This is a genomic window from Brevibacterium sp. AGC70, assembly GCF_057334195.1.
In genome coordinates this window covers 286404-300798 of sequence record NZ_JBHFIH010000009.1, presented here as the reverse complement: position 1 = coordinate 300798, position 14395 = coordinate 286404, and the positions used below count along the sequence as shown (strand labels likewise).

The 14395-nt window shown below is 64.4% G+C and carries 12 protein-coding genes; all 12 read left to right on the top strand.

The window, feature by feature from the left end:
• Window positions 1–1228, top strand: a 1228-nt coding sequence (locus tag ACE03M_RS06845; protein ID WP_485933251.1) for a carboxyl transferase domain-containing protein, incomplete at its 5' end; no start/stop codon positions are given.
• Between the two features lie 28 nt (window positions 1229–1256).
• Window positions 1257–2021, top strand: a complete 765-nt coding sequence (gene hisF / locus ACE03M_RS06840; RefSeq protein WP_143921775.1) for an imidazole glycerol phosphate synthase subunit HisF — start codon at window positions 1257–1259, stop codon at window positions 2019–2021.
• Window positions 2018–2389 (top strand): phosphoribosyl-AMP cyclohydrolase, encoded by a 372-nt coding sequence (hisI, locus tag ACE03M_RS06835; RefSeq protein ID WP_485933249.1) that lies wholly within the window; start codon window positions 2018–2020, stop codon window positions 2387–2389. Before hisF ends, hisI begins: the two co-directional genes overlap by 4 nt.
• Window positions 2379–3941, top strand: coding sequence for an anthranilate synthase component I (gene trpE, locus ACE03M_RS06830; protein WP_143921773.1), 1563 nt, complete (start codon window positions 2379–2381; stop codon window positions 3939–3941). Before hisI ends, trpE begins: the two co-directional genes overlap by 11 nt.
• A gap of 1 nt (window position 3942) precedes the next feature.
• Window positions 3943–4470 carry a Trp biosynthesis-associated membrane protein gene (locus tag ACE03M_RS06825; protein ID WP_485933247.1) on the top strand — a complete coding sequence of 176 codons (528 nt, stop codon included), beginning with the start codon at window positions 3943–3945 and terminating at the stop codon, window positions 4468–4470.
• Between the two features lie 98 nt (window positions 4471–4568).
• The gene (locus ACE03M_RS06820) at window positions 4569–4838 is read left to right on the top strand and encodes an HGxxPAAW family protein (protein WP_143921771.1); all 270 of its coding nucleotides are present in this window, start codon (window positions 4569–4571) and stop codon (window positions 4836–4838) included.
• On the top strand, window positions 4835–5638 hold the full coding sequence (trpC, locus tag ACE03M_RS06815) for an indole-3-glycerol phosphate synthase TrpC (RefSeq protein WP_485933245.1): 804 nt from the start codon (window positions 4835–4837) through the stop codon (window positions 5636–5638). Before ACE03M_RS06820 ends, trpC begins: the two co-directional genes overlap by 4 nt.
• 37 nt (window positions 5639–5675) lie before the next feature.
• A complete protein-coding gene (gene trpB / locus ACE03M_RS06810) occupies window positions 5676–6890 on the top strand; it encodes a tryptophan synthase subunit beta (RefSeq protein ID WP_485933244.1) in 1215 nt (404 codons plus the stop codon).
• On the top strand, window positions 6887–7678 hold the full coding sequence (gene trpA / locus ACE03M_RS06805; protein WP_485933243.1) for a tryptophan synthase subunit alpha: 792 nt from the start codon (window positions 6887–6889) through the stop codon (window positions 7676–7678). The genes trpB and trpA overlap by 4 nt, the downstream gene beginning before the upstream one ends.
• Window positions 7675–7980, top strand: coding sequence for a hypothetical protein (locus ACE03M_RS06800; RefSeq protein WP_485933242.1), 306 nt, complete (start codon window positions 7675–7677; stop codon window positions 7978–7980). The genes trpA and ACE03M_RS06800 overlap by 4 nt, the downstream gene beginning before the upstream one ends.
• A 187-nt stretch (window positions 7981–8167) precedes the next feature.
• Window positions 8168–12868 (top strand): glutamate synthase large subunit, encoded by a 4701-nt coding sequence (gene gltB, locus ACE03M_RS06795; RefSeq protein ID WP_485933241.1) that lies wholly within the window; start codon window positions 8168–8170, stop codon window positions 12866–12868.
• Window positions 12861–14315, top strand: a complete 1455-nt coding sequence (locus ACE03M_RS06790; protein ID WP_485933240.1) for a glutamate synthase subunit beta — start codon at window positions 12861–12863, stop codon at window positions 14313–14315. The genes gltB and ACE03M_RS06790 overlap by 8 nt, the downstream gene beginning before the upstream one ends.
• Window positions 14316–14395: the final 80 nt, after the last annotated feature.

The window sequence follows — 14395 nt, the reverse complement described above, 5'->3', positions numbered from 1 at the left end:
CCACCGCGCCACGCTCGAAGGACTGCCGCTGCTGGCCGGGCCTGCCTCGGGCGGGACCAGGATGCAGGAGGGCACGATCGCGTTCCTGTCGATGGTCAAGATCACCAACGCCGTGATGGCCCATCGTCGGGCCGCGCTGCCCTACCTCGTGTACCTGCGCCATCCCACCACAGGCGGGGTGTTCGCCTCCTGGGGTTCGATGGGCCATGTCACCGTCGCCGAGGCGGGATCACTCATCGGCTTCCTCGGCCCGCGGGTCTTTGAGGCCATCTACGGAGAGAAGTTCCCTGAGAACGTGCAGACGGGGGAGAACCTGCACAAGCACGGGATCATCGACGCAGTCATCAGTCCCGAACGGATCCAGACCACCCTCGCCCGAGTCCTCGACGTGCTCATGGGCGCCAAGGAGATTCCGCCCCGCGTCGCCGACCCGGACACACGCCCGGAGATCGTCGACCCGGACTCCGACGCATGGGATGCGATCACCCGTTCCCGCAACGCCGATCGTCCCGGAGTTCGCGACCTGCTGCGCACCGCGGCCAACACCGTGCTGCCCCTCAACGGCACCGGACAAGGCGAGAAGGACCCGGGACTGCTGTTGGCGCTGGCGAAGTTCGGCTCCGCCCCGTGCATCGTTCTCGGTCAGGATCGTTTCCGCCAGGATTCCCGGGCACCTCTCGGGCCAGCGGCACTGCGAGAGGCCAGGCGCGGAATGCGCTTGGCCGCCGAACTCGACCTGCCGCTGGTGACCGTCATCGACACCCCTGGTGCTGCACTGTCGAAATCTGCTGAAGAGGGCGGAATCGCCGGTGAGATCGCCCGCAGCCTCGCCGACCTCGCGAACCTCGATGCGCCCTCCGTGTCCCTCATCCTCGGTGAGGGGTCAGGCGGGGGAGCCCTCGCACTGATCCCCGCGGACCGAGTGCTCAGTGCCGAAAACGGGTGGCTTTCGCCCCTGCCCCCGGAAGGCGCCTCGGCGATCGTGCACCGGACGATCGACCGCGCGCCGGAGATGGCCCAGAGCCAAGGTGTGCATGCACCGATGCTCATGGCGACGGGAGTCGTCGACCGCATCATCGCCGAGCATCCAGATGCGAGTGAGGAGCCGTTGGACTTCGTGTCCCGGGTGGGTGCGACACTGGAGTACGAACTCATCGAGCTCATGCGTGAACCATCCGACCGGCGCTTGGCGCGCCGGATGGAACGGTATCGCACCCTCGGAATCTGAACGTCGACAAGGAATCTAGGAGAGTCACATGGTTGCCATCAGAGTCATTCCGTGCCTCGACGTCGACGAAGGACGTGTCGTCAAAGGCGTGAAGTTCGCGGACCTCAAGGACGCCGGCGATCCGGTCGAATTGGCCCGACGCTACGGGGAATCCGGTGCGGACGAGCTGACATTCCTCGATGTCACCGCCAGCAGCGGTGATCGCGAGACCGTTCACGATATCGTCCGGGCCTGTGCCGAAGAGGTCTTCATTCCGCTGACCGTCGGCGGCGGCATCCGCAGCGTCACCGACGTCGACCGCTTGCTGCGCGATGGTGCAGACAAGGTCTCCGTCAATACCTCCGCGGTCGCGAACCCTCAGCTCATCAGCGATATCGCCCACCATTTCGGCAACCAGGTCCTCGTTTTGTCTCTCGATGCCAGACGCGCGCAGGGGACACAGACGCCCTCCGGCTTCGAAGTCACCACCCGCGGTGGCCGTGAGGGAACCGGTCGCTGCGCGATCGACTGGATCACCGAGGCGGCCGAGCGCGGCGTCGGCGAGATCCTCCTCAACTCCATCGACGCGGACGGCACCCGCGACGGCTTCGATCTCGAACTCATCGCCGCCGCGCGGACCGCGGTCGACGTTCCGCTGATCGCGTCCGGAGGAGCCGGACGAGTCGAACACTTCGCTCCGGCAGTGGCTGCCGGGGCCGACGCGCTGCTGGCCGCGAGTGTCTTCCACTTCGGGACGCTGAGCATCGCCGAAGTCAAGGACGCACTGCGCAGGGAAGGGATCGAAGTCCGATGAGCACACACGGTTCTGCCGCCCAGATCGACGCCACCCCGGAGAACTGGCGCGAACTGATCACGGTCAACGCAGACGGGCTCATTCCCGTCATCGTCCAAGAGGTCACCAGCCGTGAGGTCCTCATGCTGGCCTGGATGGACACCGAAGCCATCGAACGCACCCTGAGCAGCGGTGCCGCAGTGTACTGGTCACGGTCGCGGCAGGAATACTGGGTCAAAGGCGAGACCTCCGGACACACTCAGAAGGTGGCATCCCTGAGCCTCGACTGCGATGCGGACGCTCTGCTCATGGAGGTCGAACAGACCGGGCCCGCCTGCCACACCCTGACCCCGACGTGCTTCACCGGAAGGACCATCAGTGCCAACTGACACACGCACGACCGACACCGGGCTGACGATCCGGCCCAGCCTCGATGAGTTCCGCGCTTCGGGCGCCGATCACCGCTTGGTGCCAGTCCACGCCGAAGTCCTCGCCGACTCCGAGACCCCGCTGAGCCTGTACCGCAAACTCACGGACGGCGGTCCTGGCAGCTTCCTCTTCGAGTCGGCCGTGTCCGGAGCCTGGGCGCGCTACTCATTCATCGGCTCCGCACCTGTCGCCACCCTGATCTCCGAGGGCGAGAGCTTTCGGTGGGACGGCACACCTCCGGTGGGCATCCCGACCGACGGCAGCGTTTTGGACGCAGTCACAGCGACCCTCGAACTGCTCGCCGTCGACGCGACCGAGTCGGCTCTTCCACCGATGGTCTCAAGCTTCGTCGGATACTTCGGCTGGGACATCGTGCGGCAGTTCGAGAGGCTCGGCCCCGCCCGAGCCAACGAACACCATCTGCCGACCGTGCAGCTGATGATCCCCGGCGACATCGCGGTCTATGACCACTACTCCGGAACGCTCACCCTTGTGGCCAACGTATTCAACGTCAATGGTGCCGATACGGGCATCGACGATGCCTACCACGCAGGCGTCGATCGGATCGAAGCGATGTTGTCGAGGATCAGCAGGTCCAGCGACGCCGAGATCCTGAGCACGCACTTCGTCAAACCCGAGGTGTCGACGCGCACGGACCCGCAGGTCTACCTCGACAACGTCGAACAGGCAAAACGTGAGATCGTCGATGGAGAGATCTTCCAAGTTGTCCTCGGCCAACGCTTCGACACCGACTGCACAGCCGACCCGCTGACCGTCTATCGGATGCTGCGCCATTCGAACCCCAGCCCATTCATGTACCTGCTCAACCTCCATGACGACCAGGGACAGCCTGCCAGTATCATCGGCTCGTCCCCGGAAGCTCTCGTCACGGTCCGCTCCGGTGACGTCGTCACCCACCCGATCGCCGGCTCGCGACCTCGCGGAGCCACGACTGAAGAGGACTCCGCACTGGCCAGAGACCTCATCAGTGACGAGAAGGAACGTGCCGAACACCTCATGCTCGTCGACCTTGCCCGCAATGACCTCGCAAAGGTCTGTCGGGCGGGCACAGTCGATGTCAGCGAATTCATGGACATCGTGCGCTACAGCCACATCATGCACATCTCCTCGACCGTACGCGGAGAGCTCGCACCAGGACACACAGCCGTCGACGTGCTGCGTGCCACGTTCCCGGCGGGCACCCTCTCCGGAGCGCCGAAACCCCGCGCTCTGCAGATCATCGACGAGCTTGAAACCATCGGCCGCGGAATATACGGAGGAGTCGTCGGCTACATGTCGTTCACCGGCGACCTCGACCTGGCGATCGCCATCCGCACCGGAGTCCTGCGCGACTCGGTCATGAGCGTCTATGCCGGCGGTGGGCTCGTCGCCGATTCGGTTCCCGAAACCGAATATCAGGAATCGCAGAACAAGGCGGCCGCAGTCCTGGGGGCCGCGGCAGCAGCCGGCGCGGTGGACAAGCTCGGAGCTTCGAGCAGGGAACGCGGCTGAGATGACGAAATCACGCGGAGTACTCCTCGTCCTCGTCCTGGCCGGTGCACTCTGGGCGATCAGCCTTGCGTCCTGGCAGGCCGGTGTTCCCGGTGACTCATTGGGTCCTGCAGGTGTGGCCGATGTCCCCGAAGACGCAGGCTCTCAGGCATCTCCGGTCGCGACCGCCTGTGTCGCAATCATCGCCGTCACCGGGCTGCTATCAGCCATGTTGGGCAAGATCGGACGTTTCGTCGTTCTCGGCTTCGCTGCTCTGGCTGCCATCGGCTACGGCATGACCGCACTGCAGTCGGTTTCATCCCCCGGGGCCACCGCCTGGCCGATCGTGGCCCTGTTCGCGGCAGCCATCGCGCTCATCGTCATCGTCTACATCGCCGTCGCCTCGGCGAAATGGACCAATTCGAACCGGTATGCCAGGACGGCGGAAGCCGGAGGCGACGAGTTCGATTCGGCAGCGACCTGGGATGCCCTCTCCCGCGGAGACGACCCCGATCCCACCGCTGGTGGGGCCGATGATGAATCGAAATGACCTCGTGACCGGGTCGGTGTCTCGACCAAACTCGAAGCGTGTCACAATGGATGCAACAAGTTTTCACGCGTGCCACGCCTGCATCTCTAAGGAGCACCATGTCGCAAACCGTCGCTCGTAACGGCGCAACCGATCTCGACAAATCGACGATCGACTATGCAGCAATCGCCGACCCGGGACACGGAAACTCCGTGGCCGGTTGGACCGGTGTCATCGTCATGCTGATCGGCGTCACGATCGGCTGCGTCGGGTTCACGATCCACACCGCGACCATCACCTACGTCGGCATCGGCGTCGTCGTGCTCGGCCTCATCGCCGGCATCATCCTGCGTGCCGTCGGCCTGGGAAACAAGCCGAAGAAGAAATGACTGTTCTCGACGATATCGTCGCCGGAGTACGCGAAGATCTCGCCGAACGCCGGAGGCAGACACCGCTGGCAGACGTCATCGACCGCGCACGCGCGGCCCAGCCGGCGCGTGCGTTCGATCTCGAAGCCGACTTCGGGGTCATCGCCGAGGTGAAACGACGTTCTCCCTCCCGCGGAGACCTCGCCCATATCCCGGATCCTGGGACCCTGGCTGGCCTCTATGCCGCTGGGGGAGCACGGGCGATCAGCGTCCTCACCGAAGGGCGTCGCTTCTCAGGAAGCCTGGCGGACCTCGACTCCGTCCGCGCAGCCGTCGACGTTCCCATCCTGCGCAAGGATTTCATGGTCGAGGAGTACCAATTCCATGAGGCCCGCGCCCACGGTGCAGATCTTGTTCTCCTCATCGTCGCAGCACTCGACGTCGAACAGCTCCACGAGTTCCATGCCCTCGCTCACGAACTCGGGATGACGGCCCTGGTGGAGACCCACAACGCCGATGAGCTGGCGATCGCGGCCGAACTGAATGCCCCTCTGATCGGCATCAACACCCGCAACCTCAAGGACCTCAGCGTCGATACGAGCCGTTTCGCTCCCTTGGCCGATCTGGCACCGGCGGACTGCACACTCGTCGCAGAGTCCGGAGTCACCGGTCCCGATGATGTCGAGACCTACGCCGGAGCCGGCGCCGATCTCGTGCTCGTGGGCGAAGCACTCGTCACCGGCGGCGACGCCGAGTCCGCCGTGGCCGCGTTCACCTCGACAGGGCAGGAGCGCCGGGCGGCGACCAGTCGTCAGTCTTGATCCACCCGACCACCATTTCGAACCACGAAGGACGGCAATGACCGATTTGAGCCAGGAGAACGGACCTTACTTCGGTTCGTACGGAGGCAGGTTCTTCCCCGAAGCGCTGATCCCCGCGCTCGACGAGATCGAGGAGACATGGCGCAAATCCCAGGTCGACCCGGAGTTCACGCAGCAGCTGCTCGAACTGCAGCAGAGCTACATCGGCCGTCCCAGCCTTCTCACCGAGGCCACCCGGTTCGCCGCGCACTGCGGTGGGGCGCGGGTCTTCCTCAAACGCGAAGACCTCAACCACACCGGCAGCCATAAGATCAACAACGCCGTGGGCCAGGCCCTGTTGGCCAAGCGCATGGGCAAGACCCGTGTCATCGCCGAAACCGGAGCCGGACAGCACGGTGTTGCCGCAGCCACGGCCGCCGCCCTCCTGGATATGGAGTGCGAGGTGTACATGGGTGAGGAAGACACCCAGAGGCAGGCACTCAACGTCGCTCGGATGCGACTGCTCGGAGCGAAGGTCAACTCCGTGTCCAACGGCACCAAGACGCTCAAAGACGCGATGAACGAAGCGATGCGCGATTGGGTTGCCAACGTAGAGAACACGCACTACATCATCGGCACAGTCGCCGGCCCGCACCCGTTCCCGGCCATGGTCCGGTCCTTCCAGGACATCATCGGCATCGAAGCTCGCGAACAGATCCAGAACGCCGTCGGTCGTCTGCCTGACGCGGTCTGCGCGTGTGTCGGAGGCGGGTCGAACGCCATGGGCCTCTTCGCCGCCTTCCTCGCCGATCCCGAGGTGAAGATCTTCGGTTTCGAAGCCGGAGGAGACGGCGTCGACAGCGGCCGCCACGCCGCCCGCTTCTCCGGTGGACGCCCCGGAGTCCTGCATGGCTCGGCTACCTATATCCTCCAGAACGAGGACGGCCAGACTCAAGGGTCCCACTCGATCTCTGCCGGACTCGACTACCCATCGGTCGGCCCCGAGCATTCCCACCTCCACGACATTCAGCGCGTCACCTACGAGCCTGTCGTCGATGAAGAGGCCATGGAAGCCATGCAGCTGCTGTCGCGGTCCGAAGGCATCATCCCTGCAATCGAATCCGCCCACGCCCTGGCCGGTGCTATGCGCATCGGACGGGAACTCGGCAGCGAAGCGGTCCTGCTCGTCAACCTCTCCGGTCGAGGCGACAAGGACATGACGACCGCGGCCAAATGGTTCAACTACTTCGACGAAGGAGCTGTGCAGGTATGACGAGCTCAGGACCCCGAACCGGTACCACTCTCGATGCAGTCGCCGAGGCAGGCCGTAAGGCCGCCCTGATCGGATACCTTCCGGTCGGCTTCCCCTCTGTTCCGGGTTCCATCGAGGCCATGGTCGAACTGGTGAAATCCGGAGTCGACATCATCGAGGTCGGCATGCCGTACTCGGATCCGGGGATGGATGGTCCCGTCATCCAACGTGCCGCCGAGCAGGGACTTGCCGCCGGTGTGCGCACCTCCGACATCTTCTCTGCGGTCTCAGCCGTCGCTGAAGCCGGGGGGACCGCCGTGGTGATGAGCTATTGGAACATCGTGCTGCAGTACGGTGTCTCGGCCTTCGCCCGTGATCTGGACTCTGCCGGCGGCGGAGGCATCATCACCCCGGATCTCATCCCCGATGAGGCATCCGAATGGGTGAGCGCTTCGGACGAATTCGATCTGGACCGCATCTTCCTCGCTGCCCCTTCATCGACACCCGAACGGCTGGCCACCATCGTCGATGCGAGCCGCGGATTCGTCTATGCCGCCTCGACGATGGGAGTGACCGGCGTCCGCTCCGAGGTCGACAACCATGCTCGTGAGCTCGTATCTCGGCTCAAGGATGCCGGAGCGCCGCACGCCTGCGTCGGGCTCGGCGTCTCGACCCGCGAACAGGCTGCAGAGGTCGCCGAATACGCTGACGGCGTGATCGTCGGCTCGGCACTCGTGCGCGCTCTCGACAGCGGCGGAGTCGGCGGAATCGCCAGCTTGGCTGCTGAACTCGCCGAGGGCTGTGCATGAGCCGGGCTCAACTGCTCGCATCGAATCACGCACTGCAGCTCGGTTCTGCCACGATCCCCGGGTGGGCCCTTTGGGTGCTCGCCCTCGGTGTGGTCCTCCTCATCGTCGGAATCGTCGTCTTCGTCCTCGCTCGTCGTGCCCGAAAGGTCGCCCGCGCAACAGAAGGCGCTTCGAAAAAGGGCGGTGAGGGCTTCGGGGGACACGGCTTCGGATACTTTGGAGCGGTCACCTCCGCGATCTCGATCACCCCCGATGTGAAGCGGAGAACTCGGGGCGAGAGCGGTCCGAAGTCCGACGACTGAGACTTTTAGGTTCGTTTTACGGTCCTTTTTCTATTCCATTCGGATTCACCACATGGTGTAGGTTGGGGTACCGACTGTGAGAACCACGTCACAATTGTGTCTGAGGACGATCTTCGAAGGGCACTGCGAAAACAGCTAGGGACAGCGCCGTCTTTAACGTAAACTCCTACACCCCGTGAAGGCAGCGATGTACAGTGAATACTCAACGACCCCGAAAGCTCCGCGTCAACCAGTTCGTGCCGGACTCTACGATCCCGCACTCGAGCACGACGCATGTGGGCTGGCGCTCATCGTCCGCTACCGTGGCCCGGCAGACCATGAGGTCGTCGAACAGGCTCTGACCGCACTGCGCAAACTCGAACACCGAGGCGGCATCGGCTCCGATGAAGGCACAGGGGACGGTGCCGGGATCACCCTGCAGATACCCCACGACTATTTCGCCGAGGTGCTCGGTGCCGACGGCGTCGAACTTCCGGAGCCGGGCAGCTACGCCGCAGGCATCGGTTTCTTCGCTCAGGACTACCGACAGGATCTCATCCCCGACGTGGCTTTCCCCACGGACGACAGGGACGCTTCGGTCACAGAGGGCAGGAACGATTCGCACGAGGATCAGGACGGCCTCGTCAAGCGGATCGCCGCCGAAGAGGGACTGAAGGTCCTTGCCTTCCGCGACGTACCCCACGACGCGAGCGTGCTGGGCGAGACTGCACGCACCACGATGCCGCGCATGCGCCAGCTCTTCCTCGCCCTCGACGAGCGGTATCCCTCCCGGGACCCACAGGATCTGAGCCGCCGGTCCTACATCGTGAGGAAACGCCTCGACCATGCGGGTCTCTACTGCCCGTCACTCAACCCGGGCACCATCACCTATAAGGGCATGCTCTCAACGGGTCAGCTCTCCGCCTTCTACACGGAGCTGCTCGACGAACGGCTGACCTCTCGGATCGCACTCGTGCATTCTCGCTTTTCGACGAACACGTTCCCGTCGTGGCAGCTGGCGCAGCCCTTCGGCACGATCGCCCACAATGGTGAGATCAACACGGTGCGCGGCAACCGCAATTGGATGCAGGCCAGGGAATCGAAGCTGGCCTCGGACCTGCTCGTCTCCCCGGTGCCCGGCACGTCGACGAGCCTGGACAGATTGTGCCCGATCGTGCCGCCCGGCGCCTCGGACTCTGCGTCATTCAACTCGGTGCTCGAACTCATGGTCGCCTCGGGCAGGTCGCTGCCGCAGGCAATGCTGATGATGATCCCGGAGGCCTGGGAGAACAACCCAGGCATGGGGGAGTCTCGCAAGGCGTTCTACGAGTATCATTCGCTCCTGATGGAGCCATGGGACGGGCCCGCCTGCGTGGGATTCACTGACGGGAAGCTGGCAGGGGCGGTCCTCGATCGCAATGGCCTGCGTCCTGCACGCTACGTCATGACCTCCGACACCGTAGTCCTGGCCAGTGAGATCGGCGTCGTCGACCTGCCTGAGGCGGACATCGTCGCTCGCGGTCGACTGACCCCGGGACGGATGTTCCTCGTCGACACTGAGTCCGAACGGATCATCTCCGATACGGAGATCAAGAATCAGCTCGCTACTGAGCATCCCTATGAAGAGTGGGTCAAGAGCTGTTCGCGTCGACTCGCGGACCTGCCCACCCGGATCCACGTCACTCACCCGCAGTCATCGGTGCGCAGGCGTCAGCGAACCTTCGGCTACACCGAGGAGGAGCTGCGCATCCTCATCTCGCCGATGGCAGAGACAGGGGCAGAGCCCCTGGGGGCCATGGGCACCGACACGGCGATCGCGGCATTGAGCAAACGACCGAGGCTGCTCTTCGACTACTTCCATCAGAACTTCGCTCAGGTGACGAACCCGCCGCTGGACTCCATCCGCGAAGACATTGTCACCAGCATGTCCTCGGGCATCGGACGTGAAGGCAACCTGCTGCAGTTCGCCCAGCCGGACTCCGCGCATATCCTGCTCGATCAACCGGTCATCGACAACGATGAACTGACGGCGATCTCGTACATCCAGGGCCACCACCTCGGCGTCGACGATGGACGACCCAGTGTGACGCTGGCCGGTCTGTATTCGGTGAATGCCGGGCCTGATGCCATGGCACAGCGCCTCGAGGCGCTGTGCCGGGAAGCCAGTGAGGCAGTTGAGGCCGGAGCAGTGTTCATCATCCTCAGCGATCGGGACTCGACGGCTGATCTCGCTCCGATTCCGTCGCTGCTGCTGACTTCGGCCCTTCACCACCACCTGGTGCGGCAGCGTTCGCGGACGCGGGTGTCCATCATCGTCGAGGCCGGCGATGTCCGTGAGGTCCACCATGTCGCCACACTGGTGGCATTCGGCGCATCCGCAGTCAACCCGTACCTCGTCATGGAGACCGCCGAGGCGCTCGTGCGCTCAGACAGGATCCGCGGAATCAGCGAATCCGCGGCCGTGGCGAATGTGCTCACGGCGCTGAACAAGGGCCTGCTGAAGATCATGTCGAAGATGGGGATCTCGACTGTCCAGTCCTACCACGGTGCACAGACCTTCGAGGCCCTCGGGCTCTCGGATGACTTCATCGACGAGTTCTTCACTTCCACCCCGCACCAGCTCGGGGGCAAGGGGATCATCGAGATCACCGCGGAATCGAGTGCTCGGCATGCCGACGCCTACCGCGATGACCATCCGCGGCCCTCGCACCGGAATCTGCTGGTCGGCGGCGAATATCAGTGGCGGCGCGAAGGCCCGGGCCACCTATTCAACCCGGAGACGATCTTCAAGCTGCAGCACTCCACTGCCACAGGACGCTTCGACATCTTCGAGCAGTACACCCACGCCGTCGATGAGCAGTCACGTGAGCTGATGACTCTGCGCGGACTGTTCGACCTCGTGCCCACGGAATCGGGACCGATCGACATCGCCGAGGTGGAGCCGGCCAGCGAGATCATGAAGCGCTTCTCGACTGGTGCCATGAGCTACGGCTCACTGTCCCAAGAGGCACACGAGACTTTGGCCATCGCCATGAACCGCATCGGCGGGAGATCGAACACCGGTGAAGGTGGAGAGGACACCGAACGTCTCGTCGATCCCGAACGCCGATCGGCTGTCAAGCAGATCGCCAGCGGACGTTTCGGGGTCACCAGCCATTACCTCACCGAGGCCGACGACCTGCAGATCAAGATGGCTCAGGGCGCGAAGCCTGGGGAGGGCGGACAACTGCCCGGGACAAAGGTCTACCCGTGGATCGCGAAGACCAGACATGCCACTCCCGGAGTGGGGCTGATCTCCCCGCCGCCGCATCACGACATCTATTCGATCGAGGACCTTGCTCAGCTCATCCACGATCTCGGTCGCGCCAATGCCAAGGCCCGCGTGCACGTGAAACTCGTGTCCGGGATCGGCGTCGGCACGGTGGCCGCAGGCGTGGCCAAGGCCGGGGCGGACGTCGTCCTCGTCTCCGGCCACGACGGAGGCACCGGGGCCAGCCCGCTGAACTCCCTCAAGCATGCCGGCACCCCCTGGGAGCTCGGCTTGGCCGAGGCCCAGCAGACCCTGGTGCTCAACGGGCTGCGAGAGAAGGTCAGCGTGCAGGTCGACGGTCAGCTCAAGACCGGCCGCGACGTCATCATCGCCGCCCTGCTGGGTGGCGAGGAGTTCGGATTTGCGACCACGGCCCTCGTGGTCTCCGGCTGCATCATGATGCGGGTGTGCCACAAGGACACATGTCCCGTCGGCGTCGCGACTCAGAACCCGAAGCTGCGCGAACGTTTCCACGGTCAGGCCGATCATGTCGTGAACTTCTTCACCTTCATCGCCGAGGAGGTCCGCGGCTACCTTGCGCAGCTGGGCTTGCGCTCGCTCGATGAGGCGATCGGCGCAGTCGAGAGACTGCGCATCGATGAGAAGCGTGCCGAGGCCTCAGGCCTCGACCTCGATCTGGCCTCGATACTCACCGTGCCCGAGGACGTCCATGGCAACACCGCAGTGCTTCGGAAACGCACCACTGAAGTCCGCCGCGACTTCGCGGGGGAACTGGACCTGCGTCTGCTGGCTGAAGCCGGGGAGTCAATCGAATCCGGGACACAGGTCACGATCACCTCGGCGATCGAGAACACGGACCGCAGCGTCGGCACCCTGCTGGGGCACAATGTCACGCTCGCTCATGCGGACGCGGGCCTGCCCGAGCACACGATCAGGCTGGACCTGCACGGCACAGCCGGGCAGTCACTCGGTGCCTTCCTGCCTCGCGGAGTCAGCATCGACCTGCACGGCGACGCCAACGACTACGTCGGCAAGGGGCTCTCAGGCGGGACCATCAGCGTGCATCCGCACGAGGAGAACCCGACCAGACCCGAGCACAACGTCATCGCCGGCAACGTGCTCGGCTACGGCGCGACCGCAGGCAAGCTGTTCGTCTCCGGCCAGGTGGGGGAGCGTTTCATGGTGCGCAACTCGGGCGCCGAGGCGGTGGTCGAAGGGATCGGTGACCACGGGCTCGAATACATGACCGGAGGCTTGGCCGTGATCCTGGGCAGCACCGGACGCAACTTCGCCGCCGGTATGTCGGGCGGCACGGCCTACGTCCTGGACTTCAACCCCGCCAAGCTCAACCCCAAGGAACGCGCCGCCGGTGTATTCCGGTTCACCGGGGTGGGAGTCACCGATATGGAAGTCCTCCAGCGGCTGTTGGGTGAACATGTTCAGTGGACCGGTTCGCCCCTGGCTGCCCAGCTGCTTGACGGACTGCGCCGAGGAGAGGACGTCCTCTCCCGCTTCACAAAGATCATTCCCGTCGCCTATGCGATGGTCAAAGACGTCCAGGAAGAGTTCATCGCGGCAGGTAAGTCCGCGGATTCGGACGACGCCTGGCACAAGATTCTGGAGGTCGCCAATGGCTGATCCACATGGATTCCTCACCACCGACCAGCGCGAGCTGCCACGGCGGCGCCCGGTTCCCATCCGACTCATGGACTACCGCGAGGTCTACGAAGCAGGCGACCCGGAGCAGCTGCGCAGGCAGGCATCGCGCTGCATGGACTGCGGCGTTCCGTTCTGCCATCAGGGCTGCCCCTTGGGCAATCTCATTCCGGAGTTCAACGATGCGATGTATCGCGGTGAACTTCCGCGGGCCGTCGAACTTCTGCATGCAACGAACAACTTCCCGGAATTCACCGGTCGTGCCTGCCCGGCACCATGTGAGAATGCGTGCGTCCTCGGGATCAACCAGCCTGCAGTGACGATCAAACAGGTCGAGGTCACGATCGTCGACCAGGGCTTCGCTGCCGGACTCATCCAGCCGATGATTCCTGAACGGATCACCGGGCAGACCGTTGCCGTCATCGGTTCCGGTCCGACCGGACTCGCCGCGGCCCAGCAGCTGACTCGGGCCGGGCATACCGTCGTCGTCCACGAACGCGACGACCGCCTCGGCGGACTGCTGCGCTATGGGATCCCGGACTTCAAGCTCGAGAAGCAGCACATCGACCGTCGTCTCGATCAGATGCGCGCAGAAGGCACCCGGTTCAAGACCTCGGTCGAGATCGGCACGGACATCAGTCTCGAGGAGCTGCAGTCGAGCTTCGACGCCGTCATCGTGTGCACAGGTGCCACAGTGCCCCGTGATATGAGCATCGACGGCCGCGACCTTCACGGAGTCGAATTCGCGATGGACTATCTGGTGCCCTCCAATCGCGTGCAGGCGGGGGAGCGGCCTGGACCCGGTGGAGTGGAGAGTCACATCGACGCTCAGGGGAAGCACGTGGTCATCATCGGCGGTGGTGACACGGGTGCGGACTGTCTGGGCACGGCACTGCGGCAGACTGCAGCCTCGGTCACGACCCTGGCGATCGGAGCTCAGCCGCCCACCGACCGCAGCGAGGCAGATCCTTGGCCCACGGTTCCGCGCATCTTCGAGATCCAGTCCTCCCATGAGGAGGGCGGCACGCGGCGCTACCTCGCATCGACGACAGGGTTCGCTGGAGATGAGGAGGGCCGGGTGGTCGGGATCGATGTGGCCGAGACCCAGTTCGTCGACGGTCGCCGTGTGCCGACTCCTGGTACCGAGCACCGCTTGGATGCAGACCTCGTGCTCCTGGCTCTCGGCTTCTCGGGGCCGGAATCCGAAGCCCTCGGCCTCGACGTCAGCGACAGTGGGGCCTTCGCTCGCGATGAGACCTATCTCGGTTCGACTCCCGGTGTCTTCATCGCCGGTGACGCTGGGCGGGGGCAGTCGCTCATCGTGTGGGCTATCGCCGAGGGGCGGTCGGTTGCGGCCGAGGTCGACCGGTTCCTCACGGGGTCGACTCGGCTGCCTGAACCGGTCGGACCCCACGACAGATCGTTTTAAATGTTAAGATGGTTTGTGTCAATTAATGAGAAGTCCGCACATTGGTGTGCGTGACTCTCCTCCGACGAACAGACGTGGCG

What these genes read in the sequence shown, in the direction of transcription:
- gltB (WP_485933241.1), top strand. Translation starts at nt 8,168, where the DNA reads ATGTACAGTGAATACTCAACGACCCCGAAAGCTCCGCGTCAACCAGTT.
- trpB (WP_485933244.1), top strand. Translation starts at nt 5,676, where the DNA reads ATGACCGATTTGAGCCAGGAGAACGGACCTTACTTCGGTTCGTACGGA.
- hisF (WP_143921775.1), top strand. Translation starts at nt 1,257, where the DNA reads ATGGTTGCCATCAGAGTCATTCCGTGCCTCGACGTCGACGAAGGACGT.
- ACE03M_RS06790 (WP_485933240.1), top strand. Translation starts at nt 12,861, where the DNA reads ATGGCTGATCCACATGGATTCCTCACCACCGACCAGCGCGAGCTGCCA.
- trpA (WP_485933243.1), top strand. Translation starts at nt 6,887, where the DNA reads ATGACGAGCTCAGGACCCCGAACCGGTACCACTCTCGATGCAGTCGCC.
- ACE03M_RS06820 (WP_143921771.1), top strand. Translation starts at nt 4,569, where the DNA reads ATGTCGCAAACCGTCGCTCGTAACGGCGCAACCGATCTCGACAAATCG.
- ACE03M_RS06825 (WP_485933247.1), top strand. Translation starts at nt 3,943, where the DNA reads ATGACGAAATCACGCGGAGTACTCCTCGTCCTCGTCCTGGCCGGTGCA.
- trpC (WP_485933245.1), top strand. Translation starts at nt 4,835, where the DNA reads ATGACTGTTCTCGACGATATCGTCGCCGGAGTACGCGAAGATCTCGCC.
- hisI (WP_485933249.1), top strand. Translation starts at nt 2,018, where the DNA reads ATGAGCACACACGGTTCTGCCGCCCAGATCGACGCCACCCCGGAGAAC.
- ACE03M_RS06800 (WP_485933242.1), top strand. Translation starts at nt 7,675, where the DNA reads ATGAGCCGGGCTCAACTGCTCGCATCGAATCACGCACTGCAGCTCGGT.